Genomic DNA, 23,391 nt, shown 5'->3' on the forward strand with positions numbered 1-23,391 from the left:
TCAGGTACTCCTGGCGCACACGTTAAGTTCCGGAAGTTCCGCCGCCCTTCCGACGTGGTCACTTCTGGAGCTTTTTGCGCTCTTTGCGTCGTTTACGTTCTACGGCGACTCCGCCCATCAGCGCGAACCCCGTCACCCGTACGCGCGGCGAGCCCGGGGTGCCCGCGCCGGCGCCCCGGTCGTCGAAGCCGCCCATGAACCCGAGGCCGGTCACCTCGACGTGCAGCTCGGGCGGGACGATCACCTCGATGCCGCCCATGAGGGCGAAGCAGCGGATCACGATCTCGCGGTCCTCGAAGCCGGCCTCGCGCAGGTCGATCTGGCCGCCGCCCTGGACGACGACGCCGGTGAAGTCCCGGCCCACGGTCCAGGCCCCGCGCCGGCTGAAGCCGCTCCAGAACGCGAACCCGCCCCGCGAGGTCGCGGGCCGCCCGATACGGGCGGGCCAGCCCCCGTCGGACGCGGCCGCCGGGAAGGCGGCTGCGGTGGTGGGCGCCGGCAGGTCGCGTACGAGCGGTTCGAGCTCCCCGCGCGTACGGGCCTTGTACGCCGCGTCGAGGCGCTCCTCGAACTCGGGCATGTCCAGCCTGCCCTCCGCGACCGCGTCGCGCAGGCGTTCCGCGACGCGTTCGCGTTCGGCGTCCGATGCCCGCATGTCCGGGGGGTTCTGGGGCCGGTTCTCGGGGAGGCTCTCGGGCCGGTTCTCGGGCCGATTCTCGGGGAGGTTCTCGGGGCGATCCCCGGGGACGTCGCTCGTCATATCGCCAGACTAATGTGCGGATTCCGGAGTGGTCCGTTCCCCGTACTTCCGCTCCTCGTACATCCGGGCGATCACCGTTTCGATGTCGGGTTCCCGTACGGACAGGTCGACCAGCGGGTACGCGGCCGCGATCCGCGCCACGAGCGGCGCCGCCGACCACGTCGCGGGGAAGGCCAGCCACTGCCGCGGCCCCTCGACCCGGACGACCCGCGCGCCGTCCGTCTCGATGGGCGGCAGCTCCCGCTCCAGGTCCACGATCAGCGTCCGCTCACTGGCGCCGATCTCATGGAGGCCGCCGAGCGCACCGTCGTACATGAGCCGCCCATGGTCGATGACCATGACCCGTTCGCACAGCTGCTCGATGTCGGTGAGGTCGTGGGTGGTCAGCAGGACCGTGGTGCCGCGTTCGGCGTTCAGGTCGCGGAGGAACTCCCGTACCTTCGCCTTCGAGATGACGTCGAGGCCGATGGTCGGCTCGTCGAGGTAGAGGACCTCGGGGTCGTGCAGCAGCGCCGCCGCGATGTCGCCGCGCATGCGCTGGCCGAGGGACAGCTGCCGTACGGGTACGGTCAGCAGCTCGCCGAGGTCGAGGAGCTCGACGCACCGGTCGAGGTTCTCCCGGAACCGGCGGTCCGGGATCCGGTACATCCGGTGCACCAGGCGGTACGAGTCGCGCAGCGGCAGGTCCCACCACAGCGTCGTCCGCTGCCCGAACACGACACCGATCCGGCGCGCGAGGCGCGTGCGGTCGCGGTGCGGGTCGATGCCCGAGACGCGGACCTGGCCGCCGCTCGGCGTGAGGATGCCGGTGAGCATCTTGATGGTGGTGGACTTGCCGGCGCCGTTGGGGCCGATGTACCCGACCATCTCACCGCGCGCGACACGGAAGCTGATGCCGTCGACGGCCCGTACCTGCCGCTTCTCGCGGCGGAGGAGGCCGGCCTTGCGGCGTACGTCGAAGACCTTCTCGACGTCCACGAGATCGATGAAGCCCGGCTCCGTACGGTAGCGGCCGGGGTCTTGGGCGCGGTCCCGGTGGCCGTCGCGGCCGGGGGCACCGCCCCGACGGCCGTCGCGGCCCGGGGCGCCATCGCGGTCGCCATCGCCATCGCCATCACCATCGCGGTCGCGGTCGCCTGTCGCCGCCGCCGTCGTCGTATCCATGATCGATCAGCTCCCCGTACTTCGGTACGAACGCAGCGCCGCCCGCCAGATGAGCCCCGCCAGCCCGCAGCACACGGCGGCGACCAGCGGTGACACGAAGGCCGCCCACCCCGGCAGACCGGCCGGGGCGTCCCGGTCGAGCACGTACAGCGCGGGCACCCAGTTCACGAAGGCGAGCGGGACGACGTAGATCACGCCACGCACCAGCTCCGCGGTGAAGATCGTCGGCGGGTACTGCAGCAGGGTGTTGCCGCCGTAGGTGAACGAGTTGGCGACCTCGGCGCCGTCCTGCGCCCAGACCTGGAACGCCGACCCGGCCACCATCAGCGAGCCGAAGATCAGCCCGCCGGCCATCACCATCAGCGGGACGAGGGCCGCCTTCACCGGCGTCCAGGCCACGTCGAGCACCATCAGCGACCACGTCAGCACCAGCAGTCCCTGCGCGATCCGCCCCAGCCGGCGCAGCGCGAACCGGTCGGCGGCCACCTGGGCCAGCACCGGCACCGGCCGTACGAGGAGGGTGTCGAACGTCCCGTCACGCATCCTGCGGCCCAGCCGCCCCACCTGGCCCATCGCCAGGTCGGCGAGCCCGAAGGAGGTGCTGGTCGTGCCGTACAGGAAGGCCACCTCGCCGAAGGAGAAGCCGCCCAGGCCCTGGACGTGACGGAACATCAGCAGGATGACGACGAAGTCGAAGAGCGTCGCGGTGAAGTTCGACAGCAGGGTCATCGCGAAGGAGAAGCGGTACGTCATGGTGGACCGCACCCACATGGCCGCGATCAGTCCGTACGCCCGCAGCCCCTCCGTCAGACCGCTCCCGGCCGCCAGGCCACCGCCCCCGCCCCCGCCCGGGCCGGCCCCCGACACGACGCCCACCGCGTCCCGCCCGCCCCGGTCGGCGGCGCCGCGTTCCTCATCCACCCTGGACCACCACCCTCCGTGTCGCCGCCGCCTGGAGGGCCCGGCCGCCGGCGAGCAGCACGACCGCCCAGCCGGCCTGGAACGCGTACGCCTGGACCAGCCCCCAGCCGGTCCGCTTCTCCAGGAACACATCGGCCGGCACCTGCAGCATCGACGCCCACGGCAGGGCCCGCGCGACCTCTCCCAGCGCCCCGGGGAACACGGTCAGCGGCAGCAGCATGCCGGAGAAGAACAGCCCCGACAGCCAGGCCACCTGCACGACTCCCGCGCCGTCCATCAGCCAGAACGCGGACAGCGCGACCATGAACCACACCCCGAAGCTGACGACCGAGCCCAGCGCCACCGACATCAGGAACGCCGCCCAGGTCAGCGGCTGTTCGGGCAGCGCGAGGTCGAAGGCGAGCGCGCCGACCGCCATGGGGACGACGCCCCGCCCGATGAGCTGGAACGCGGCGCGGCCCAGGTTCACCGAGAGCCACCACAGCTGCAGGTCGGCAGGCCGGTACAGGTCGACGGCGATGTCACCCGTCTTGATGCGTTCGACGAGCTCGTCCTCGAAGCCGCCGCCCATCAGTCCGCAGGTGGTGAGCAGGGCCTGGCCGATCCACACATAGGCGAGCGCCTCGGCCATGTCGTAGCCGCCGAGCGCGGGCCGCTCGGTCCAGAGGGCCATATAGGTGTACGCCAGGATGAAGCCGAAGACGGTGTTGGTGAACACACCGGCCGCAGTCGCCATGCGGTACGTCGCGTGGCGCCGGAACCCACCCGCCGCCACCGCCGCGTACAGCCGCACCACAGCCCCCACTCCGTTCCGTGCCGACGAGCCGTCACTTGCCGTGAGTCGAGCGGGGAAGCCTAGTCAGCGGCGCGGCGGTCCCGCGACCGCTTTTCGGGCGGAACCCCCGGCCGCGCATCCCCCTGCCGCGCCCCCTGCCACGGAACCCCCGGCCGCGCGACGAGCGGGGGCGAGATCCACGGGATACGCGAGGGCTCGGTGCACTATGAGGGGGTTGTGCAAATCACATCAAACGAAACAAACACGACATTGAGCATGTACAGGGCAGGCCGGAGACCGAGACCATGAGCGACGATCCCCCGCAGTCCCAGCGCTGGGAGCCCCGCGACCCCACCGTCCACGGTGCGCGACGCACCGAGTCAGCCGCCGACGCATCCGTCCGCACACGCCGCCGCACCGGTCTGCGCAGGCTCGTCCCGACCTGGCGCATGGTCCTCGGCACCTTCGTCCTCGGCGCCCTGCTCCTCATCGGCGGGTTCTTCGCCGGCTACCACCTGGTGGAGATCCCGCCCGCCAACGCGGCCGCCACCGCCCAGGCCAACGTGTACCTGTACGCGGACGGCAGCCAGATCGCCCGGGACGGCTCCGTCAACCGGCAGAGCGTGCCCCTCTCCCGTATCCCGAAGGCCGTACGGCACGCGGTGCTCGCCGCCGAGGACCGCGACTTCTACACCGCACCCGCCGTCGACCCCGAGGCGATGCTCCGCGCCGCCTGGAACACCGTCACCGGCAAGGGCACGCAGGGCGGTTCCACCATCACCCAGCAGTACGTCAAGAACTACTACCTCGGGCAGGAACGGACCGTCACCCGCAAGGTGAAGGAGTTCTTCATCGCGATCAAGCTCGGTCGCGAGAAGAGCAAGGACGAGATCTTCGAGGGGTACCTCAACACCAGCTACTACGGCCGCAACGCCTACGGCATCCAGGCCGCCGCCCGCGCCTACTACGGCAAGAACGTCCAGGAGATCGGCACCGCCGAGGGCGCCTACCTCGCGTCACTGCTCAACGCGCCCAGCGCGTACGACGTCGCCACCCACCCCGGCAACAGGCCGAGGGCCACCAGCCGCTGGAACTACGTGCTCGACGCGATGGTGAAGGAGCGGTGGCTCACACCCGCCGCCCGCGCGGGCATGAGCTTCCCCATGCCGCTGGACGCGAGCGCCACCGACGGGCTGACCGGCCAGCGCGGCTATGTCATCCGCGCCGTCGAGAAGTATCTGACCGGCCACCGGATCCTGGACGAGGAGACCCTGAAGGCGGGCGGCTTCCGCATCACCACGACCCTCGACAAGGCGAAGATGGACGCGTTCGTCCAGTCCGTCGAGGACAACGTGATGGCGAGGCTCGACCCCGACGGCAACCCCGCCGACCGGTACGTACGGGTCGGGGGCGCCGCGATCGACCCGGCCACCGGAAAGGTCGTCGCCCTGTACGGCGGTGTGGACTACACGCAGCAGTACGTCAACAACGCCACGCGCCGCGACTACCAGGTCGGCTCCACGTTCAAACCGTTCGTCTTCGCCGCCGCCGTCCACCACGGCTCCACCACCCAGTACGGCGAGCCCATCACCCCCGACACGGTCTACGACGGCTCCAACAAGCGCACCGTCGAGGGCTGGACCGGCAACGCCTACGCGCCCGCCAACGAGGACGACGTCAGCTACGGCGGCATCACCGTCCGCGCCGCCACCGACCGGTCCGTCAACGCCGTGTACGCGCAGATGGCCGTCGACGTCGGCCCCGCCAAGGTCGAACAGACCGCCATCGACCTCGGGCTGCCGGCCACGACCCCCGACCTCAACCCGTCCCCGTCCATCGCCCTGGGCCCGGCCACCGCCAGCGTCCTCGACATGGCCGAGGCGTACGCGACGCTCGCCAACCACGGCAAGCACAGCGCGTACACGCTGGTGGAGAAGGTCCAGAAGGGCGAGAAGGCCATCGCGCTGCCCACGCGCTCCGGCCGGCAGGTGATCAGCCGGCAGGCCGCCGACGCCACCACGGCCATGCTGCGCGGCGTCGTCGAGGCGGGCACCGGGACCGCCGCCGGATCGGCCGGGCGGCCCGCCGCGGGCAAGACCGGCACGGCGGAGCACGACCGGGCGGCCTGGTTCGCGGGCTACACCCCGGACCTGGCGACCGTGGTGGCGATGATGGGCCAGGATCCCGGCTCGGGCGCGCAGAAGTCGCTGTACGGCGTGATGGGGCTGGAACGGATCAACGGCGGTGGCGCGCCCGCGGAGATCTGGGGCCAGTTCACGGCCAGGGCGCTGGAGGGCACCCCGGCGCGGGACTTCGACCTGGACGTCCCGGCCGGCTTCGAGTACCGGGAGCAGCCGTGGGACGAGGGCCAGGACGCGTACGCCCGGGAGCCCGGCGCCCAGGACCCGTACGGCGGCGACTACGGGTACGAAGGCGGGCGCGGCCACGGCCACGGGCCGGGCGGCGCCCCGGACCTCCAGGACGCCGGGAACGCCCAGGCGGCGCCGGGCGGCGTCCAGCCCGCGCCCGGCCCGCAGGCGCCTCAGTCGGCACCTGGCGTACCGGACGCGAACCCTCCCGGGTCGGCGGCGGGCGCGGGTACGGGCGCGGGCGCGGGCACGGGTACGGGTACGGGCGTCGGGGACGTGACCGGCCCGCTGAGGGGCCCCGGCCCCGTGACCCAGGCCGTGCCGGGCGCCACCGTGCCGGGCGCCGCCGTGCCAGGCGCCACCGTCCCGGGCGCGACGGGCCCCGGCACGCGGCACGGCTCGGCGCCGCGTATCAGTGCCCCGACGTCGCCTTGAGGCCGACCACGGCCACCAGCAGCAGACAGACGAAGAAGATCCGGGCGGCGGTCACGGGCTCGTTCAGGACGACCATCCCGACCACCGCCGCACCGGCCGCGCCGATGCCGACCCAGACGCCGTAGGCCGTACCGATCGGCAGGGACTTCGCGGCCTGGGCCAGCAGCACCATGCTGGTGACGATGCCGAGACCGGTGAACAGGCTCGGCCACAGCCGGGTGAATCCGTCGGTGAACTTCATTCCGATCGACCAGCCCACTTCGAGCAGACCGGCGACGAGCAGCAGAACCCAGGCCATGACGGCACGCACCCTTCGGGACGGGAGAACTTCAGGCGGTGCGTCGTCTTTGCCTTATGTCCCGGTACGGCGCGTCTCGTCGGGTTCGTACAACCGTAGCAAACTCAGAGGTACAGCCCCGTGGAGTCCTCCGAGCCCTCGAAGCGGTCCGCCGCCACGGCGTGCAGATCGCGCTCGCGCATCAGGACGTAGGCCACACCGCGCACCTCGACCTCGGCGCGGTCCTCCGGGTCGTACAGCACCCGGTCGCCCGGCTCCACGGTCCGTACGCTCTGGCCGACCGCGACCACCTCGGCCCAGGCCAGCCGGCGGCCGACGGCGGCCGTCGCCGGAATGAGGATGCCACCGCCCGAACGCCTCTCGCCCTCGGGAGTGTCGGACCGGACCAGCACCCGGTCGTGGAGCATGCGGATGGGCAGCTTGTCGTGGGTGTTTGCGCTCACGCCACGAACTTACCTGGCCGGGAGGCGCCCGTACGCCAGCGGGTCACGATCGCCGGAAGACCGGGCCCGGTCGGTTCAGTCCTTGCGCTTACGGGTCGCGGAGACGGCGAGCAGGCCGATCACTCCGACCGCGACGAGCGCCACGGGCAGCACCCGCTCCAGGCGGGGCGAGCCGTCCTCCGCGACGAACCGCGCCTTCACGTCGGTCACGACCCGGTTCACCGTGACGTAGGCACGCCCGGCCGTCTCGTCCACCGTCGACGCCACCTTGGCCTTCGCGTCCCCGATGATCGTCTTCGGGTGCATGCGTACGCCGATCTCGTCGAGCGTGACGGCGAGCTGCTCGCGCCGGCGGACGATGTCCGCCTCGATCTGCGCAGGGGTCCTGGCATCCGACACCGCGCTGCCTCCGTAGTCCTGGTCGATCCGCTGGTCGGCCCGTCGTGGTCCGTGATGGACAGTCTGTCAGCTCCGGGGCCCGACGACTGTCACAGACCCCCATTAGGCTCTGGTCGCATACGCCCACCCCTGCCCGAGGAGAGCCATGAGCGAGCGACTGCAGCCCGGCGACACCGCCCCCGCCTTCACCCTGCCCGACGCGGACGGCAAGGAGGTCTCGCTCGCGGACCACAGGGGCCGCAAGGTCATCGTCTACTTCTACCCCGCGGCCCTCACTCCGGGCTGCACCAAGCAGGCCTGCGACTTCACCGACAACCTGGAGTTGCTGGCGGACGCCGGGTACGACGTGATCGGCGTCTCGCCGGACAAGCCGGAGAAGCTCGCGAAGTTCCGCGAGAAGGAGGACCTCAAGGTCACCCTCGTCGGCGACCCGTCGAAGGCGGTGCTGGAGGCGTACGGCGCGTTCGGCGAGAAGAAGCTGTACGGCAAGACGGTGACGGGCGTCATCCGCTCGACCGTCGTCGTGGACGAGGAGGGCAAGGTCGAGCGCGCCCTGTACAACGTGAAGGCGACCGGACACGTCGCCAAGATCATCAAGGACCTGGGCGTCTGAGGATCTGAGCGTCTGAGGACTGAGCCCCTGAGGGCCCCGGCGTCCGAACCCCGGCCCCGCTCCCGGTGCCGAACTGCCGTGCCCCGACCGGGGCGTACGCCTACGCGGTCCCGCCCCGGACGACCGGCCCGCTACGATGTCTGACGGTCAGGCGGCCGTGGTGGAATTGGCAGTCACGCTGGGTTTAGGTCCCAGTGGGGTAACACCCGTGAGGGTTCGAGTCCCTCCGGCCGCACTTACCTTGCTTTCGAAGGCGCAGCCCAGGCGGCTGCGCCTTCGGCGTACCCGGGCGGCGGGAGCCGACAGTGGCGGGGGCTCAGCCCAGCAGGTCGCGGATCACCGGGACCAGGGCGCGGAATGCCTTGCCCCGGTGGCTGATGGCGTTCTTCTCGGCCGGGGTCAGCTCCGCGCAGGTGCGGGTCTCGCCGACGGGCTGGAGGATCGGGTCGTAGCCGAAGCCGCCGGTGCCGGCGGGCTTGTGGCGGAGGGTGCCCTCCAGACGGCCTTCGACCACCCGTTCCGTACCGTCCGGGAGGGCGAGGGCGGCGGCGCAGGCGAAGTGGGCCGTGCGGTGGGGCTCGTCGATGTCGCCGAGCTGGGCGAGGAGCAGGTTCAGGTTGGCGGTGTCGTCGCCGTGGGTGCCGGCCCAGCGGGCGGAGAAGATGCCGGGGGCGCCGCCGAGGACGTCGACGCAGAGGCCGGAGTCGTCGGCGACGGCGGGCAGGCCGGTGGCCCGCGCGAGGGCGTGGGCCTTGAGGAGGGCGTTCTCGGCGAAGGTGACGCCGGTCTCCTTGACGTCGGGGACCTCGGGGTGGGCGTCGGCGCCGACGAGTTCATGGGCGAGGCCCGCGTCGGCGAGGATCGCGCGCAGTTCGGTGATCTTTCCGGCGTTGCGGGTGGCGAGGATCAGGCGGGTCATGCCCCCCAGTATCGCGGTGCCCGCGCGGGCGGATCGCGCCCCGGGTGAGGCCACGGCCACGGCCACGGAACCGGATGCGGATACGGATACGGATGCGGATGCGGATGCGGCTTCAGCTGCGGGGACGGCTGCGGCTACGTCCGGGACGGCTCCGGTACGTCCGGTACGGACCTGGCTCCGGGGCCAGGTCCGCGACGGCTCCCGCTAGGGCGTACAGACCTTGCCGATCTCGGCGGCGGCGTCCGTGAGGGGAGCGATGTCGGGGGTGGTGTCGCCGTTCTCGACGGCGGTGCGGACGGTTTCGACGCTCTTGGCGAGGTCGTCCACGGCCTTGGAGAGGTCGGCGTCGCCGGTGCTGTTCTGGAGGTTCGCGACCTCCTTGTCGATGGCGTCGAGGGATTCGGCGAGCTGCGTGGGGTCGTTGCCCGCGGCGGACGCCGCCTGGGTGAGGCGGTCGACGCTGGTGGCGATGGCGTCGGCGGCCTGGACGCAGTCGAGGGCCTTGTCGAGGGCCGCGCAACCGGTGGCCGCGGTGAGGGCGGCCAGGGCGAGGACGGTCGCGGTGGCGGCGCGTACGACGCGGGTGGTGCGGGTGTGACGGTGGCTGCGCATGGGGCCCTCCCCTGTGGTGGTGACGGGCGTACGGGACCGGCCGGGCCGGGCCGGTCCCGTACGCCCGGTGGTGTGCGTAGACGCGCGCGGGGCGTCCTCGGTTGCGCTCAGAGCGTGGCGTCGAGGGCGCCGCGCTGGAGCGCGGCGAGGTCGGCGCAGCCGCCGGTGGCGAGGTCGAGGAGCGCGTTGAGCTCCTTGCGGTCGAAGGGTTCGGCCTCGGCGGTGCCCTGGACCTCGACGAAGCGGCCGTCGCCGGTGCAGACGACGTTCATGTCGGTCTCGGCGCGGACGTCCTCCTCATAGCAGAGGTCGAGGAGGGGGACGCCGTCCACGATGCCGACGGAGACGGCGGCGACGGTACCGGTGAGCGGCTTGCGGCCGGCCTTGACGAGCTTCTGCTTCTGGGCCCAGGAGACGGCGTCGGCGAGGGCGACGTAGGCGCCGGTGATGGCGGCGGTGCGGGTGCCGCCGTCGGCCTGGAGGACGTCGCAGTCGAGGACGATGGTGTTCTCGCCGAGGGCCTTGTAGTCGATGACGGCGCGCAGGGAGCGGCCGATGAGGCGGGAGATCTCGTGCGTACGGCCGCCGATCTTGCCGCGTACGGATTCGCGGTCGCCGCGGGTGTTGGTGGAGCGGGGGAGCATGGAGTACTCGGCGGTGACCCAGCCCTCGCCGCTGCCCTTGCGCCAGCGCGGGACGCCTTCGGTGACGGAGGCGGTGCAGAAGACCTTGGTGTCGCCGAAGGAGATGAGGACGGAGCCCTCGGCGTGCTTGCTCCAACCACGTTCGATGGTGACGGGGCGGAGCTGTTCGGGGGTGCGGCCGTCGATGCGAGACATGGGAAGAGCCTAGTGGCAGACGAGTGAGGGGCCCGTTCCGGTACCGGTGGTACGGGAACGGGCCCCTCACGGACGATGTGTGCTCACATCATGTCTTCGATCTCCGCGGCGATCGGGTCGGCGTCGGTGCCGATGACGACCTGGATGGCGGAGCCCATCTTGACGACGCCGTGGGCGCCGGCGGCCTTGAGTGCGGCCTCGTCGACCAGGGCGGGGTCGTTGACCTCGGTGCGCAGGCGGGTGATGCAGCCCTCGACCTCTTCGATGTTGTCGATACCGCCGAGCCCGGCGACGATCTTCTCAGCCTTGCTGGCCATGTTGTTTCTCCCTGTCGGTTCGAAGAGTGCGGTCAAAGAGCGCGGCCTTGGCGCACCGTGGATCCGCGTTTGTCACGGTAACTCACGGTTGGCCCATCTTCGCGAGCGTTCTCCTGGCTGGTCCTCAATGATGATGATCACCGGTACCCTGCCCGCGGCCGGGCTCCGGGAGCCTATCGCAACTGGTCTACACCAGTCTTGTTTCCGGGAGGACGCCGATGAGCGACGACAGGGGCGGCGAGCGCGCCGCCGCACCGCCGAGCCCGCCGACCCCGCCGCGGCGGTCCCGGTGGAGCGGCCTCTTCCAGGGCCTCCAGAAGGTCGGCCGGAGTCTGCAGCTGCCGGTGGCGGTGCTGCCGGCGGCGGGCCTGCTGGTCAGCCTCGGCAATCTCTTCTCGGCGTACCTGGGCGGCGACTTCTGGGAGAAGACGTCCAATGTGCTGCTGAAGGGCGGCACGGCGATCCTCGACGGTTCGTTCGGTCTGCCCCTGCTGTTCTGCATCGGCGTCGCGATCGGCTTCGCGAAGAAGGCGGACGGGTCGACGGCGCTGGCGGCGGTGGTGGGCTTCATCGTCTACCACAACGTGCTGGCCGCGTTCCCGCGCGAGGGGACGGTGACACCCGACCTCCCGGAGGGGGTGCCGCAGAACCCGGGCGTGCTGGGCGGCATCCTGATCGGCCTGCTCACGGCGGTCGTGTGGCAGCGCTACCACCGTACGAAGCTGGTCGACTGGCTGGGCTTCTTCAACGGCCGCCGCCTCGTCCCGATCATCATGGCGTTCCTGTGCGTGGTGCTCGGCGTGCTGTTCGGGCTGCTGTGGGAGCCGGTGGGCGACGCGCTGACCTGGTTCGCCAGGCAGCTGATCGGCCTGGGCGCGTGGGGCGCGGGCATCTTCGGTGTCGCGAACCGGCTGCTGATCCCGGTGGGCATGCACCAGTTCATCAACACGTTCTTCTGGTTCCAGGCCGGCGAGTTCACGCAGGCGGACGGCACGGTGGTGCAGGGCGACCTGACGCGGTTCTTCGCCGAGGACCCGACGGCGGGGCAGTTCATGTCGGGCTTCTTCCCGATCATGATGTTCGGCCTGCCGGCGGCGGCGCTGGCCATCGCGCACACGGCACGGCCCGAGCGCCGCAAGGAGGTGGCGGGCCTGATGCTGTCGGTGGCGCTGACGTCGTTCGTCACGGGCGTCACGGAGCCGATCGAGTTCTCGTTCATGTTCGTGGCCCCGCTGCTGTACGGGCTGCACGCGCTGCTGACGGGTGTGTCGATGGCGGTGACGTGGGCGTTCGGGGTGCACGCCGGGTTCAGCTTCTCGGCCGGCCTGATCGACTACATCGTCAACTGGCACCTGGGCACGAAACCGTGGCTGATCATTCCGATCGGCCTGGCGTTCGCGGTGATCTATTACCTGGTGTTCCGTTTGGCGATCACGCTCTTCCACCTCCCGACGCCGGGGCGGGAGCCACCGGAGGTCGAGGAGGAGATGGAGCGGGAGGTCACCAAGCCATAACAGCCCCGGAGACGCCACGGAGGCGGCCGCACGAAGGCGGCAGGCGACGCGGAGGCGACCGCACGGCCCCGGATCAGGACCCTTGGACCCTGGTGTTCCGGGGCCTTCGCACGCGTCGGCGACGTGCGCACGGACCGTAGAGGTCACATCACGATTTCACAGGTTCCTTATCTATCCCCACCGTGCTACAACAGGTCTACACCACTTATTGGTGTAGACCACGCGGCCGTGTCCCCGTGCCGCGCGCACCCCCTGAGACGCCGCCGTCCCCTTTTCCCCTGGGCGGCGCCTTGCCCACTGGAGGAAGTTGATGTCCACGGCCAGCGCCGCCCCGGCGGCGGAGCAGAAGAAGAAGGGCGCGGGCGTGATGGCGGTCATGCAGCGCATCGGCCGCAGCCTGATGCTGCCGGTCGCCGTGCTGCCCGCGGCCGCGCTGCTGATCCGGCTCGGCAACGACGACATGCTCGGTCGCGCGTCGTTCCCCGACTTCATCAACAAGATCGCGAGCTTCATGTTCGCGGGCGGCAACGCCATTCTCAGCAACATGGCGCTGCTGTTCGCCGTCGGTATCGCGATCGGTTTCGCGAAGAAGTCCGACGGCTCGACCGCCCTCGCCGCCGTCACCGGCTACCTGGTCTTCAAGAACGTCCTCGGGACGTTCACCGACAGCAGCCTCCCCAAGCAGGCCACGGTCGTCGACGGCGAGATCGTCATGGTCGAGAAGGCGGTCGACGCGGGCGTCCTCGGCGGTGTCGTCATGGGCCTCATCGTGGCCCTGCTCTACCAGCGCTTCTACCGCACCAAGCTGCCTGACTGGGCTGGGTTCTTCGGCGGCCGCCGCCTGGTGCCGATCCTCTCCGCCTTCGCGGGCCTGGCTGTCGGCGTCGTCATGGGGTGCATCTGGCCGGTGCTCGGTGCGGGCCTGCACAACTTCAGCGAGTGGCTGGTCGGCTCCGGCGCCGTCGGCGCGGGCATCTTCGGTGTCGCCAACCGCGCCCTGATCCCGGTGGGCATGCACCACCTGCTCAACTCCTTCCCCTGGCTCCAGGCCGGTGAGTTCGACGGCAAGACCGGCGACATCGCCCGCTTCCTCGCGGGTGACCCGAGCGCCGGCCAGTTCATGACCGGCTTCTTCCCGATCATGATGTTCGCCCTCCCGGCCGCCTGCCTCGCGATCGTCCACTGCGCCCGGCCCGAGCGCCGGAAGGTCGTCGGCGGCATGATGTTCTCGCTGGCCCTGACCTCGTTCGTCACCGGCGTCACGGAGCCCATCGAGTTCACCTTCATGTTCATCGCGCCGGTGCTGTACGCCGTCCACGCGGTACTGACCGGTGTGTCCATGGCGCTCACCTGGGCGCTCGGCATGCGGGACGGCTTCGGCTTCTCCGCCGGCGCCATCGACTTCCTGCTGAACCTCGGCATCGCGAGCAACCCGTGGGGCCTGGCCCTGGTGGGGCTCTGCTTCGCGGCGGTCTACTACGCGGTGTTCCGCTTCGCGATCGTCAAGTTCAACCTGCCGACGCCGGGCCGCGAGTCCGACGAGGAGCTGGCCGAACTGCAGAAGGCGGAGGCCAAGTAGGAGCCATGCGCGAGTAGGGGGGAGAAGGGGCCGTGTAAGTCCCGAAACCCCGCCGGAATATCAGGAGCCCGGCCGCCGTCCACGGCGGCCGGGCTTCGCCGTCACGTCGACGGGTAAACGCGACTGCCGGTGGGATGCAGCACATCACCCGCGCCGCGCACGGCATCGACACGGGAGAGATCCCTCATGCCGTCCGACTTGATCTTCAAGAGCGCGACTGACTACCTTTCTCGCAGGTCACAAACTGGCCTAGACCACTTTTCCATCCCTGCGAGGGGGAACCATGAGTCTCTCGACTCTTCGCAACCTTCAGTTCACGGCTCTCACCGACGAGGAGGCCGCCGCGGTCTCCGGTGAGGGTAAGAAGCCGACCCGTGCGCAGTGCGCGGCCATCTACGCCATGTCGTTCAACCCGATGCCGTGCGGCGGTTCGCCGACGGACTACTACAAGCTGTGGAAGTCGCTCGGCTGCGACAAGCTCTACGGCCGCCCCTGAATCCCTGGGGAAACGGTGTCCGCCTCCCCGTGCCGGGGAGGCGGACACCGCCTTTTCAGGGGCTCTTTCAAGCACTGGACGCACACGATGTACAAGGGGGCGGACGAGCGCGGTGAAGCGGCAGCGGAAGTGGCAGAAGTACCACACGCATCAGGAGGGCGAGACCGACTGCGGTCCGGCCTGTGTGCGTACGGTGCTGCGCAGACACGGCATCCTGGTCGACACCCCCGTCCTGCGCGAGTCGATCGGGCTGGGAGACTCCGGCTCCACCCTCCTCAGCCTGCGAGACGCCCTGCGCGGGTACGGGCTCGACTCCGAGCTACTGCTCCTCGACACCGCCCAGTTGGCACAGGCGGTACGAATCGCCGGGCCGGCGGTGATCCTGCTGGAGGACGAGGGTTACCGGCACTTCGTCGTCGTACACGCGGTGACGGACCACGACGACTTCCTGGTCAGCGACCCCCTGTTCCACCGTGTCCGGCACGTGTCCGCGACCGAACTGGCCTCTACCTTCCACGGCGAGACCCTGGTCACGGACCGTCCGGCCCACCGGCTCACGCTGCGCGCCCGCTTCAAGGGGCTACGGGGCCAAGCCCTGCTGCGCGAGGCGGTGAGTGATCACCGCCGCCCTCTGGCGGTCATCCTGCTCGCGACCGCCGCCGTGTCCCTGCTGGCCCTGGCCGTAAGCCTGTTCGTACAGGTCGCCGTGGACCACTTCATGGGCGGCGGCTCCGGCGGCTCGCTAGCGGCGCTCGCCTGCGGCTTCATCGCGCTGACGGTCGGAGCCTCGGGGCTCCAGTACGCCCGCGGCCGAATGATCGTCACCTTGGGCCAGAAGCTCCAACGGCAGCTGTCCACCCGCTACACGGAGAAGCTCCTGCGCCTACCGCTCTCCTTTTTCCGCACGCGCAGGACCGGCGACCTGGTCAGCCGCCTCGACGACGTGCAGGAAATACAGGCATTGGTGACCTCCACCGCCATCGGCCTGACCATGGACGCCTTCGTGGTATTGACGGTGGGCGGATACCTGCTGGTAGTGCAGCCGCTCCTCTTCCTCATCCTCATACCGGCGGCAGCGGTCAACGTCCTCAGTTCGTACGCCCTCTACACACCCATTCGGGAAGCAGCGGAAGAAGCCCTCCAGCGGGACGCCACACTCAAGTCGGAAGCCGTCACCATTGTCCAGGGCCACACGGAACTCGTCTCGTACGGAAAGCGGACTCTCGCTCTCTCCCGCATCACGACCGCGCTCGATCGGAGAATCCAGTCCGAAACCCGGCTCGGCCGACTGGAAAACCTCAACGCGGTAACCAAGCTGACCACTCAGGCCGTCTTCACGATCGTCGTGACCTGGACAGGGCTGCTCCAGGTCGGAGCGGGTGCCGTGACCATGGGAGTGCTCTTCGGATATCTCACCATGGCCGGCTACTTCCTCAGCGCCATGGAATCGATCGCCTCTCTCCAGGTGACACTGCAACGTACGTCGGCGGCTCTGGGGCGCTATCGCGACATAGCCCTCCAGCACGACGACCCGCGGCTCGGACTCGCCGCGGAGGACGCCGAGCAGCCACGTCCCCGCGGCGGCATCGCGACCCGATCGCTCACTCTCTACCACACCACCCCGGACCGGCCCGTCGTCAGCGGTGTGGACCTCGACGTGCCGCACGGCACGAGCATGCTGGTCCGCGGCCGCAACGGCTCCGGCAAGAGCACCCTCCTCAAGTCCCTGGCGGGCCTCCACCCCGACTACCGAGGACGGATCACCCTGGGCGGCGCGGAGCTGACCCGCGTACCCGAGGAGGCCCTGCGACGGCAGGTGCTCTACGTACCGGAGACGCCGGTCCTGCTGACCGCCTCCATACGGGAGAACCTCACCCTCGGCACGGACCGGCCCGATGCCGAGATCCTCGACGCCTGCCGTACCGCCTGTTTCCTCGACGTCGTCGAAGGGCTCCCGGACGGCCTCGACCACCCGCTGCGCGAGGGCGGCGGTCGCCTGTCCAGAGGGCAGCTCCAGCGGCTGTCCCTCGCCCGGGCGGTGCTCCAGGCTCCGGACGCGTTCCTCTTCGACGAGAGCTTCAGCGGCATCGACGGGGAGACGCTCCGTACGGTGTGGGCCCGCCTCACCGCCCTCGACGCCACGAAGATCGTCGTCGCCCATGGCGGTCTGCCGGACGCCGGCTTCGACCTGACCCTCGACCTCGACTCACACACCGCGACCACACCGCACGAGTCCACGGAAAGGGCACTCGTATGAACTTCGCCGACTTCCTGGACCTGGCACCAACCCTGACCGGATCCCCCCTGGCGGCCGGCCTCCGGCCCGTCACGGCGATGAGCCCAGAGCTCGCGCGGACCGCTCTCGGCCCCCGCACACCGCACGAGCTGAGCGCCGGCTACGCCACCTCCACCGCCACGCCCATCACGATCGCCGTCCTCACCCGCGACGAAGCCGAGCACATCGAGGCGTGCCTCACCGCGCTCGTCCACGACGCCGACCGGATCCTGCTGATCGACTCCCAGTCGACGGACGACACCGTCGCCCGAGCCCGCCGCGTCCGACCGGACGTCGAGGTGCTCACCGCTCCCTGGTGCGACGACTTCGCCCACCACCGCAATCTGGCGCTCCAGCACATCACCGAAGGCTGGGTGGTCTTCGTGGATGCCGACGAGGTGCTCAGGGAGCAGGACGCCGGAAGCCTCAGGAAGGCCCTGCGCGCACTGGACCACCTGCTGCCCTCCGCCGACCTCGTCGTCTCCCCGCTCATCGTCGACGCGGACGGCACCGGCTACTCGGACAACCGGCGGATACTGCGCGCCAGCACCCGCTTCCGCTACCGGGGCCGGGTTCACGAGAAGCCGTACGACAGGGAGGGGCAGGCACCTCCCCGCATCCACCTGGCGACCCGGTTCGACCACACCGGCTACACGCCGGAGGTCATGGAGCGCAGGAGCAAGCGGCAGCGCAACGCGCGGCTGCTGGAGCTGTGCCGGCGGGAGGAGCCGGACAACGCCACCTGGGTGTACTACGCGGTCCGCGACACCACCGACTTCCGTGCGGCCGGGCCCGAGCGGCTGCGCGCCCTCTTCGACGAGCTGCGCACCGCTGTGGAGCGGCCGCTGCCCGACGACTCCCCGGAGTACCTGACCGAGCGGAACGTCGACGCCTGGGCGCTCCTGTGCAGGCTCGCCGTGGGGTTCGGCGGCTCTGAGGAGATCACCGAGTTCGCCGCCCGCCTCGACGGCGTGGGCCGTCACGTCGAAGCGGCGTACTTCACCGCGCTCATGGAGTCGGGTCGCGTGCTCACCCGGCTCTCGACGCTCGCCGACCGCATCGCGGCGGCCGCGCGGTGGGAGACGGTCGACAGCCGTCACGTCATGGGGCAGCTGTTCGAGATACAGGCGACCGTGGCACTGGCGAGCGGCCGCTACGACCTGGTGCGGCCGGCGCTCCATGCGGCAGCGGAGCGGGGCGCCGGCCACGGCCTGCACGAGGACCTCGCGCTGCTGCGCGAGCTGCTGTCCGGCCTCGACGGCGCCGTCGGCTCTCAGAGCTCGTAGACCGCGCCCGGCCGCGCCAGCTCCGCAGGGCCGTCGTACACCGCCCGCGCGTCCGCCAGGTTCCGCTGCCCGTCCGTCCAGGGCGGGATGTGCGTGAGCACCAGCCGCCCCGCGCCCGCGCGCGCCGCGTGGGCGCCCGCCTCCCTGCCGTTGAGGTGCAGGTCCGGGATGTCCTCCTTGCCGTGCGTGAAGGACGCCTCGCACAGGAACAGGTCCGTGCCGGAGGCCAGCGTGTCCAGCGCGTCGCACACCCCGGTGTCGCCCGAGTACGTCAGCGAAGCGCCGCCGTGCTCGATCCGGATGCCGAACGCCTCCACCGGGTGGCACACCCGCTCCGTACGGACCCGGAACGGGCCGATCTCGAAGGAGCCCGGCTTGAGCGTGTGGAAGTCGAACACCTCGCTCATCGACGTGTCGGACGGCGTGTCGGCGTACGCCGTCGTCAGGCGCTGCTCGGCGCCGTCCGGCGCGTACACCGGGATGGCCGGGCAGCGCCCGCCCTCGTGCCGGTAGTAGCGCGCGACGAAGTAGCCGCACATGTCGATGCAGTGGTCGGCGTGCAGGTGGCTCAGGAAGATGGCGTCGAGGTCGTAGAGACCGCAGTGGCGCTGCAGCTCGCCGAGGGCGCCGTTGCCCATGTCGAGGAGCAGCCGGAAGCCGTCGGCCTCTACGAGGTAGCTCGAACAGGCCGAATCCGCGGACGGGAACGACCCGGAGCAGCCGACGACGGTGAGCTTCATGGAGCGTGAACCTCCGTGGACGGGAGCGGGGCGACGCTGACGGGGGAGGTCGTGCGGTGCGTCGAGCGTACGGCGCGGCAGGGCGGGGCGCTCCTTCGCAGCGGCCCGTTGTGGGGGAACTCACCTGCGCTGTCACCGGTTCGGATGGACCCTGTGGACGGCGCGGGCGGCGGGGCGCGGCGGGCGGCGCTCTTGTAACGTCCTGGGGTATGGACACGTCCTGGTGGCTGGCGCTCGTCGCCGTGGTGGTGCTCGCCCTCGTCGCGGCGGTGGCCGACGGCTGGGGCCGGAGCGGTCGGCCCCCCGGCCGCCGCCCCGGGGGCCGCGGTCCCGGTGGCCGCACCCGCCCGGCGGGGCGCGCGGGCGTACGGCCGGCTCCGCGGCCCCAGCGGCCTCGGGGGGCGCCGGAGCACCGGCCGGAGCCGGGTGAGATCTGGTGGGCCGACGTGCCGTTCGAGGACGGCCCCGGCTCGAAGGACCGGCCGTGCCTGGTGCTGTCGGTACGGGGCGGCGAGGCGCTCGTCGCCAAGATCACCAGCAAGGGGCGCGGTGAGCGCACCGGGGTGATCGCGCTGCCGCCGGGTTCGGTGGGCGACGCTCAGGGCCGGCCGAGCTTCCTGGAGACGGACGAGCTGCGGGACGTCCCGCTGTGGGAGTTCCGCCGCCGGGTCGGGTCGGTGGACCCGCTGGTCTGGGACCAGGTCCGCCACCTGGCCGCCGACTGAGCCCGCCGCAGGGCCGGCCCGCCCTGGCGTGCGGAGCACCACGGCGGACCGGGAGACCCTGCGCGGTGCGGAGCACCACGGCGGACCGGGAGACCCTGCGCGGTGCGGAGCACCACGCCGGACGCGGCCTACGCCCAGAGCTGGCCCTGGAGGGTTTCGATGGCGGCCTCTGTCGTCGGGGCGGTGTAGACGCCCGTCGACAGGTACTTCCAGCCGCCGTCGGCGACGACGAAGACGATGTCGGCGCTCTCGCCGGCCTTGAGCGCCCGGTTGCCGACGCCGATCGCGGCGTGCAGCGCGGCGCCCGTGGAGACGCCGGCGAAGATGCCCTCCTGCTGGAGGAGGTCACGGGTGCGGGTCACCGCGTCGGCGGAGCCGACGGAGAACCGGGTGGTGAGGACGGACGCCTCGTACAGCTCGGGGACGAAGCCCTCGTCGAGGTTGCGCAGCCCGTACACGAGGTCGTCGTAGCGCGGCTCGGCGGCGACGATCTTGACGTCCGGCTTGTGCTCGCGCAGGTACCGGCCGACGCCCATCAGGGTTCCGGTGGTGCCGAGGCCCGCCACGAAGTGGGTGATGGAGGGGAGGTCCTGGAGGATCTCCGGGCCCGTCGTGGCGTAGTGGGCGCCCGCGTTGTCCGGGTTGCCGTACTGGTAGAGCATCACCCAGGACGGGTTCTCGGCGGCGAGCTCCTTGGCGACCCGTACGGCCGTGTTGGAGCCGCCGGCGGCGGGCGACGAGACGATCTCGGCGCCCCACATGGCGAGCAGGTCGCGCCGCTCCTGGGAGGTGTTCTCGGGCATGACGCACACGATGCGGTAGCCCTTGAGCTTGGCCGCCATCGCGAGCGAGATGCCCGTGTTGCCGCTGGTGGGCTCCAGGATCGTGCAGCCCGGGGTGAGGCGGCCGTCCTTCTCCGCCTGCTCGATCATGTGCAGGGCGGGGCGGTCCTTGACGGATCCGGTCGGGTTGCGGTCCTCCAGCTTGGCCCAGATGCGTACGTCGTCCGAGGGGGACAGACGGGGCAGCCGGACGAGCGGGGTGTTGCCGACGGCGGCGAGCGGGCTGTCGTAGCGCATGTCAGGCCATGCCACCGGCCACGGCCGGCAGGATCGTGACGTTGTCGCCGTCGGCCAGCTTGGTGGAGATGCCGTCGAGGAAGCGCACGTCCTCGTCGTTCAGGTACACGTTGACGAAGCGGCGCAGCTGGCCGTCGTCGACGATGCGGGCGTGGATGCCCGTGTGCCGGGTCTCGAGGTCGGCGAAGAGATCGGCGAGGGTGTCCCCGCTGCCCTCGACGGCCTTGGCGCCGTCGGTGTAGGTGCGGAGGATGGTCGGGATGCGGACCTCGATGGCCATGGCGTGGGCTCCTGTGGAAAGGCGGCAGAAAGGCAGGCGTTGCGGTGCGGGCGCCCGGACCCGGGCGCCCGCGGGGTGCGCGGTGCGGAGGTGGTGGTGCGCGATGGGCCGCGGCTCAGGCGGCAGCGCCGTGTGGACACATGGCGCTGGCGAGGCGGCACAGGTCGACGTGCAGCCGCGCCACGAGCAGGACGGTGCCCGGCGTCTGTTCGCTCACGTCGATGGAAACCATGCGGTCATCGTATCGATTCCCGCTCGGGGAACCAGAGTGTGATCCCACATAGCGGACGACATCCGCTCACCATACGGACATCGGCCTCGCGTCCGCCCGGGAACCGCTGGTCAGTAGGTTTCGACGACCTCGACCTCTTCCTCGGTGATCACGCCGTCCACGATCCGGAACGAGCGGAACTGGAAGGGGCCGGCGTCGTCGGTGTCGGCCGTGGAGACGAGGACGTAGTGGGCGCCGGGCTCGTTCGCGTACGAGACGTCGGTACGGGAGGGGTACGCCTCGGTCGCGGTGTGCGAGTGGTAGATGACGACCGGCTCCTCGTCGCGGTCGTCCATGTCGCGGTAGAGCTTCAGCAGGTCGCCCGAGTCGAACTCGTAGAACGTGGGCGAGCGGGCGGCGTTGAGCATCGGGACGAAGCGCTCCGGGCGCCCGGACCCCGCCGGGCCCGCGACCACGCCGCAGGCCTCGTCCGGATGGTCGGCGCGGGCGTGCGCGACGATCTGGTCGTACAGAGCCCGTGTGATGGTCAGCATGGGGTTCAGGATAAGCAGACGGGCCCGCCTGTACCGAGGGTCGGTACAGGCGGGCCCACATGCTGGACAGAGGCGCCGGAGCGGCGGCGCGGGCGGCCGGTCAGCGGCGCTGGAACGCCGTACCCTCCGGGTTCCTGGCCTTCAGTACCAGATAGGCGACGCCGAGCACGGCGGCCCACAGGGGCGCGCAGTACAGGGACACCCTGGCCTCCGGGTCGATGGCCATCAGCGTGACGACCATGCTGAGGAAGCTCAGCGCGAACCAGCTGGTCCAGGGGGCGCCGGGCGCCTTGAACGAGGACTCGGGCAGCTCGCCGCGGTCCGCCTTCGCCCGGTAGCGGATGTGACAGACGAGGATCATCACCCAGGCCCACATGCCGGAGATCGTGGCGAAGGAGACGACCTTCTCGAACGCGTCGCCCGGCCACCGGTAGTTGATCCACACGCCGGCCAGCATCAGCAGCGCGGAGAACGTGGTGCCGATCAGCGGGGTGCCCGAGCGGGTCAGCCGGGTGAAGAGCTTCGGCCCCTGGCCGTTGAGCGCGAGGTCGCGCAGCATCCGGCCGGTGGAGTACATCCCGGAGTTGCAGGAGGACAGGGCGGCCGTGAGGACGACGAAGTTCACGACGGCGGCGCCGATGCCGAGGCCCATCTTCTCGAAGGCGGCGACGAACGGCGAGACGCCCGGCTGGAACTCGCTCCACGGCACGACCGACAGGATCATGATCAGCGCGCCGACGTAGAAGACGGCGATGCGCCACGGGACGGTGTTGATCGCCTTGGGCAGGGTCGTCTCGGGGTCCTTGGACTCCCCCGCGGTCACCCCGACCAACTCGACGGCGAGGAAGGCGAACATCACGATCTGAAGGGTCATCAGCGTGCCGCCGATACCGGTCGGGAAGAATCCGCCGTCGTCCCAGAGATGGGTCACCGACGCGGTGTCACCGGCGTCGGAGAACCCGAGGGTGAGGATGCCGGCGCAGATCAGGATCATGCCGATGATGGCGGTGACCTTGACCATGGAGAACCAGAACTCCAGCTCGCCGAAGAGCTTCACCGAGATGAGGTTCGCCGCGTACAGGACGACGGTGAAGACCAGTGCCGAGATCCACTGCGGGATGTCCCACCAGTACGTCATATAGGTGGCGGCCGCGGTCACTTCGGTGATCCCGGTGACGACCCAGAAGAGCCAGTACGTCCAGCCCGTCACGAACCCGGCGAACGGCCCGACGAACTCGCGGGCGTACTCCGAGAAGGAGCCGGAGACCGGGCGGTACATGAGCAGTTCACCCAGGGCCCGCATGATGAAGAAGATGACGAGGCCGGCGACCGCGTACGCCAGGATGAGGCTGGGGCCGGCCTTGGATATGGCCTTTCCGGCGCCGAGGAAGAGCCCGGTGCCGATGGCGCCGCCGATCGCGATCATCTGGATCTGGCGGGCGCCGAGCCCTCGCTGATAGCCCTCGCCCTCGGGGCCTTCAAAGCCTTCGGGGTCGCCCGAGCCGCCCGAGCCGCCCGTGACCGCGTCGCCCCGGTGGTCTGTGTCGACCTGCAGAGAGGTCATGGTTCTGGTGCGCCTTTCTCCACGCTGAATCCCCCCGGACATGGCTGGAGTGCCGCCGGCGGTCGGCCGGCTGTGGCGCCCCCGGGAACATGGGTGGCGTTCCCGGGCGGTCGTGAACATTTATCACGGCCGCACACATGTCCGGCGAACCGTACTGTGACCCGCTCCACAGCAAGAAGCAGACAAACGCCCCTCTCCATGACAAATGAGGGACGCGTGCATGA

At 70.5% G+C, this 23,391-nt stretch carries 25 protein-coding genes, 1 tRNA gene and 1 riboswitch; of the genes, 9 read left to right on the forward strand and 17 right to left on the reverse strand.

Annotation, left to right across the window (positions count from 1 at the left end):
- Positions 1-58: 58 nt before the first annotated feature.
- From ACGF5U_RS05175 to ACGF5U_RS05190, 4 genes are all read right to left on the reverse strand, one after another.
- Positions 59-655: a DUF1707 domain-containing protein gene (locus tag ACGF5U_RS05175; RefSeq protein ID WP_392713213.1), complete on the reverse strand. Its 597-nt coding sequence runs from the start codon at positions 653-655 to the stop codon at positions 59-61.
- A 114-nt stretch (positions 656-769) separates the two neighbouring features.
- A complete protein-coding gene (locus tag ACGF5U_RS05180; RefSeq protein WP_392713041.1) occupies positions 770-1,924 on the reverse strand; it encodes an ATP-binding cassette domain-containing protein in 1,155 nt (384 codons plus the stop codon).
- A 6-nt stretch (positions 1,925-1,930) separates the two neighbouring features.
- On the reverse strand, positions 1,931-2,845 hold the full coding sequence (locus ACGF5U_RS05185) for an ABC transporter permease (RefSeq protein ID WP_392713043.1): 915 nt from the start codon (positions 2,843-2,845) through the stop codon (positions 1,931-1,933).
- The gene (locus ACGF5U_RS05190; protein WP_392713214.1) at positions 2,838-3,638 is read right to left on the reverse strand and encodes an ABC transporter permease; all 801 of its coding nucleotides are present in this window, start codon (positions 3,636-3,638) and stop codon (positions 2,838-2,840) included. The genes ACGF5U_RS05185 and ACGF5U_RS05190 overlap by 8 nt, the downstream gene beginning before the upstream one ends.
- Positions 3,639-3,925: 287 nt before the next feature.
- On the opposite strand from ACGF5U_RS05190, the gene ACGF5U_RS05195 reads away from it, so the two are divergent.
- Positions 3,926-6,424: a transglycosylase domain-containing protein gene (locus ACGF5U_RS05195; protein ID WP_392713044.1), complete on the forward strand. Its 2,499-nt coding sequence runs from the start codon at positions 3,926-3,928 to the stop codon at positions 6,422-6,424.
- Here the strand turns inward: ACGF5U_RS05195 and ACGF5U_RS05200 are convergent.
- The 3 genes from ACGF5U_RS05200 to ACGF5U_RS05210 form a co-directional block, all read right to left on the reverse strand.
- On the reverse strand, positions 6,402-6,722 hold the full coding sequence (locus ACGF5U_RS05200; protein ID WP_392713046.1) for a DMT family transporter: 321 nt from the start codon (positions 6,720-6,722) through the stop codon (positions 6,402-6,404). The genes ACGF5U_RS05195 and ACGF5U_RS05200 overlap by 23 nt on opposite strands.
- A gap of 37 nt (positions 6,723-6,759) precedes the next feature.
- Positions 6,760-6,831, reverse strand: a riboswitch (guanidine-III (ykkC-III) riboswitch).
- Entirely contained in the window at positions 6,827-7,165 is a 339-nt protein-coding gene (locus tag ACGF5U_RS05205) for a GroES family chaperonin (RefSeq protein ID WP_392713047.1), read from the reverse strand. (Overlaps the previous riboswitch by 5 nt.)
- 75 nt (positions 7,166-7,240) lie before the next feature.
- Positions 7,241-7,564 (reverse strand): DUF3618 domain-containing protein, encoded by a 324-nt coding sequence (locus ACGF5U_RS05210; protein WP_392713048.1) that lies wholly within the window; start codon positions 7,562-7,564, stop codon positions 7,241-7,243.
- Positions 7,565-7,709: 145 nt separating this feature from the next.
- On the opposite strand from ACGF5U_RS05210, the gene bcp reads away from it, so the two are divergent.
- Positions 7,710-8,177 (forward strand): thioredoxin-dependent thiol peroxidase, encoded by a 468-nt coding sequence (bcp, locus tag ACGF5U_RS05215; RefSeq protein ID WP_392713050.1) that lies wholly within the window; start codon positions 7,710-7,712, stop codon positions 8,175-8,177.
- A 151-nt stretch (positions 8,178-8,328) separates the two neighbouring features.
- Positions 8,329-8,412: transfer RNA gene (locus ACGF5U_RS05220), tRNA-Leu, on the forward strand.
- An 81-nt stretch (positions 8,413-8,493) separates the two neighbouring features.
- Here ACGF5U_RS05220 and rdgB read toward each other — a convergent pair.
- The 4 genes from rdgB to ACGF5U_RS05240 all read right to left on the reverse strand — a co-directional run bounded on the left by rdgB (position 8,494) and on the right by ACGF5U_RS05240 (position 10,864).
- Complete coding sequence (gene rdgB, locus ACGF5U_RS05225; protein ID WP_392713051.1) at positions 8,494-9,096, reverse strand: RdgB/HAM1 family non-canonical purine NTP pyrophosphatase; 603 nt, start codon at positions 9,094-9,096, stop codon at positions 8,494-8,496.
- 204 nt (positions 9,097-9,300) lie between these two features.
- Positions 9,301-9,708, reverse strand: coding sequence for a hypothetical protein (locus ACGF5U_RS05230; RefSeq protein ID WP_392713052.1), 408 nt, complete (start codon positions 9,706-9,708; stop codon positions 9,301-9,303).
- Positions 9,709-9,815: 107 nt separating this feature from the next.
- A complete protein-coding gene (rph, locus tag ACGF5U_RS05235; RefSeq protein WP_392713053.1) occupies positions 9,816-10,547 on the reverse strand; it encodes a ribonuclease PH in 732 nt (243 codons plus the stop codon).
- Positions 10,548-10,630: 83 nt separating this feature from the next.
- A complete protein-coding gene (locus tag ACGF5U_RS05240; protein WP_392713054.1) occupies positions 10,631-10,864 on the reverse strand; it encodes a glucose PTS transporter subunit EIIB in 234 nt (77 codons plus the stop codon).
- A gap of 218 nt (positions 10,865-11,082) precedes the next feature.
- Here ACGF5U_RS05240 and ACGF5U_RS05245 point away from each other — a divergent pair, with 218 nt between their 5' ends.
- The 5 genes from ACGF5U_RS05245 to ACGF5U_RS05265 all read left to right on the forward strand — a co-directional run bounded on the left by ACGF5U_RS05245 (position 11,083) and on the right by ACGF5U_RS05265 (position 18,014).
- Positions 11,083-12,378 (forward strand): PTS transporter subunit EIIC, encoded by a 1,296-nt coding sequence (locus tag ACGF5U_RS05245; RefSeq protein ID WP_392713055.1) that lies wholly within the window; start codon positions 11,083-11,085, stop codon positions 12,376-12,378.
- Positions 12,379-12,688: 310 nt separating this feature from the next.
- Complete coding sequence (locus ACGF5U_RS05250) at positions 12,689-13,957, forward strand: PTS transporter subunit EIIC (RefSeq protein WP_392713056.1); 1,269 nt, start codon at positions 12,689-12,691, stop codon at positions 13,955-13,957.
- 283 nt (positions 13,958-14,240) lie between these two features.
- Positions 14,241-14,453 (forward strand): hypothetical protein, encoded by a 213-nt coding sequence (locus ACGF5U_RS05255; RefSeq protein ID WP_392713057.1) that lies wholly within the window; start codon positions 14,241-14,243, stop codon positions 14,451-14,453.
- Between the two features lie 112 nt (positions 14,454-14,565).
- The gene (locus ACGF5U_RS05260; protein ID WP_392713058.1) at positions 14,566-16,710 is read left to right on the forward strand and encodes a peptidase domain-containing ABC transporter; all 2,145 of its coding nucleotides are present in this window, start codon (positions 14,566-14,568) and stop codon (positions 16,708-16,710) included.
- Complete coding sequence (locus tag ACGF5U_RS05265) at positions 16,707-18,014, forward strand: glycosyltransferase (protein ID WP_392713059.1); 1,308 nt, start codon at positions 16,707-16,709, stop codon at positions 18,012-18,014. The genes ACGF5U_RS05260 and ACGF5U_RS05265 overlap by 4 nt, the downstream gene beginning before the upstream one ends.
- Here ACGF5U_RS05265 and ACGF5U_RS05270 read toward each other — a convergent pair.
- Positions 18,002-18,754, reverse strand: a complete 753-nt coding sequence (locus ACGF5U_RS05270) for an MBL fold metallo-hydrolase (RefSeq protein WP_392713060.1) — start codon at positions 18,752-18,754, stop codon at positions 18,002-18,004. The genes ACGF5U_RS05265 and ACGF5U_RS05270 overlap by 13 nt on opposite strands.
- Before the next feature lie 209 nt (positions 18,755-18,963).
- On the opposite strand from ACGF5U_RS05270, the gene ACGF5U_RS05275 reads away from it, so the two are divergent.
- Positions 18,964-19,479: a type II toxin-antitoxin system PemK/MazF family toxin gene (locus ACGF5U_RS05275; RefSeq protein WP_392713061.1), complete on the forward strand. Its 516-nt coding sequence runs from the start codon at positions 18,964-18,966 to the stop codon at positions 19,477-19,479.
- Between the two features lie 128 nt (positions 19,480-19,607).
- Here ACGF5U_RS05275 and ACGF5U_RS05280 read toward each other — a convergent pair whose 3' ends face one another.
- From ACGF5U_RS05280 to ACGF5U_RS05300, 5 genes are all read right to left on the reverse strand, one after another.
- On the reverse strand, positions 19,608-20,558 hold the full coding sequence (locus ACGF5U_RS05280) for a PLP-dependent cysteine synthase family protein (RefSeq protein ID WP_392713062.1): 951 nt from the start codon (positions 20,556-20,558) through the stop codon (positions 19,608-19,610).
- A gap of 1 nt (position 20,559) precedes the next feature.
- A complete protein-coding gene (locus ACGF5U_RS05285; RefSeq protein ID WP_392713064.1) occupies positions 20,560-20,838 on the reverse strand; it encodes a MoaD/ThiS family protein in 279 nt (92 codons plus the stop codon).
- Positions 20,839-20,953: 115 nt separating this feature from the next.
- Positions 20,954-21,070: a putative leader peptide gene (locus tag ACGF5U_RS05290; protein ID WP_392713065.1), complete on the reverse strand. Its 117-nt coding sequence runs from the start codon at positions 21,068-21,070 to the stop codon at positions 20,954-20,956.
- A gap of 110 nt (positions 21,071-21,180) precedes the next feature.
- Entirely contained in the window at positions 21,181-21,603 is a 423-nt protein-coding gene (locus ACGF5U_RS05295; protein ID WP_392713067.1) for a Mov34/MPN/PAD-1 family protein, read from the reverse strand.
- 100 nt (positions 21,604-21,703) lie between these two features.
- The gene (locus tag ACGF5U_RS05300; protein ID WP_392713068.1) at positions 21,704-23,167 is read right to left on the reverse strand and encodes an amino acid permease; all 1,464 of its coding nucleotides are present in this window, start codon (positions 23,165-23,167) and stop codon (positions 21,704-21,706) included.
- Positions 23,168-23,391: the final 224 nt, after the last annotated feature.

Origin of the sequence: Streptomyces sp. NPDC047886 (assembly GCF_043204435.1) — a bacterium.
In the GTDB taxonomy this organism is placed as follows: Bacteria; Actinomycetota; Actinomycetes; order Streptomycetales; family Streptomycetaceae; genus Streptomyces.

Coding starts and splice junctions, on each gene's coding strand:
- ACGF5U_RS05295 (WP_392713067.1), bottom strand. CDS start 21,603: ATGCTGACCATCACACGGGCTCTGTACGACCAGATCGTCGCGCACGCC.
- ACGF5U_RS05290 (WP_392713065.1), bottom strand. CDS start 21,070: ATGGTTTCCATCGACGTGAGCGAACAGACGCCGGGCACCGTCCTGCTC.
- ACGF5U_RS05195 (WP_392713044.1), top strand. CDS start 3,926: ATGAGCGACGATCCCCCGCAGTCCCAGCGCTGGGAGCCCCGCGACCCC.
- ACGF5U_RS05250 (WP_392713056.1), top strand. CDS start 12,689: ATGTCCACGGCCAGCGCCGCCCCGGCGGCGGAGCAGAAGAAGAAGGGC.
- bcp (WP_392713050.1), top strand. CDS start 7,710: ATGAGCGAGCGACTGCAGCCCGGCGACACCGCCCCCGCCTTCACCCTG.
- ACGF5U_RS05175 (WP_392713213.1), bottom strand. CDS start 655: ATGCGGGCATCGGACGCCGAACGCGAACGCGTCGCGGAACGCCTGCGC.
- ACGF5U_RS05270 (WP_392713060.1), bottom strand. CDS start 18,754: ATGAAGCTCACCGTCGTCGGCTGCTCCGGGTCGTTCCCGTCCGCGGAT.
- ACGF5U_RS05285 (WP_392713064.1), bottom strand. CDS start 20,838: ATGGCCATCGAGGTCCGCATCCCGACCATCCTCCGCACCTACACCGAC.
- ACGF5U_RS05230 (WP_392713052.1), bottom strand. CDS start 9,708: ATGCGCAGCCACCGTCACACCCGCACCACCCGCGTCGTACGCGCCGCC.
- ACGF5U_RS05245 (WP_392713055.1), top strand. CDS start 11,083: ATGAGCGACGACAGGGGCGGCGAGCGCGCCGCCGCACCGCCGAGCCCG.
- ACGF5U_RS05200 (WP_392713046.1), bottom strand. CDS start 6,722: ATGGCCTGGGTTCTGCTGCTCGTCGCCGGTCTGCTCGAAGTGGGCTGG.
- ACGF5U_RS05280 (WP_392713062.1), bottom strand. CDS start 20,558: ATGCGCTACGACAGCCCGCTCGCCGCCGTCGGCAACACCCCGCTCGTC.
- ACGF5U_RS05275 (WP_392713061.1), top strand. CDS start 18,964: ATGGACACGTCCTGGTGGCTGGCGCTCGTCGCCGTGGTGGTGCTCGCC.
- ACGF5U_RS05265 (WP_392713059.1), top strand. CDS start 16,707: ATGAACTTCGCCGACTTCCTGGACCTGGCACCAACCCTGACCGGATCC.
- ACGF5U_RS05240 (WP_392713054.1), bottom strand. CDS start 10,864: ATGGCCAGCAAGGCTGAGAAGATCGTCGCCGGGCTCGGCGGTATCGAC.
- rph (WP_392713053.1), bottom strand. CDS start 10,547: ATGTCTCGCATCGACGGCCGCACCCCCGAACAGCTCCGCCCCGTCACC.
- ACGF5U_RS05300 (WP_392713068.1), bottom strand. CDS start 23,167: ATGACCTCTCTGCAGGTCGACACAGACCACCGGGGCGACGCGGTCACG.
- ACGF5U_RS05255 (WP_392713057.1), top strand. CDS start 14,241: ATGAGTCTCTCGACTCTTCGCAACCTTCAGTTCACGGCTCTCACCGAC.
- ACGF5U_RS05180 (WP_392713041.1), bottom strand. CDS start 1,924: ATGGATACGACGACGGCGGCGGCGACAGGCGACCGCGACCGCGATGGT.
- rdgB (WP_392713051.1), bottom strand. CDS start 9,096: ATGACCCGCCTGATCCTCGCCACCCGCAACGCCGGAAAGATCACCGAA.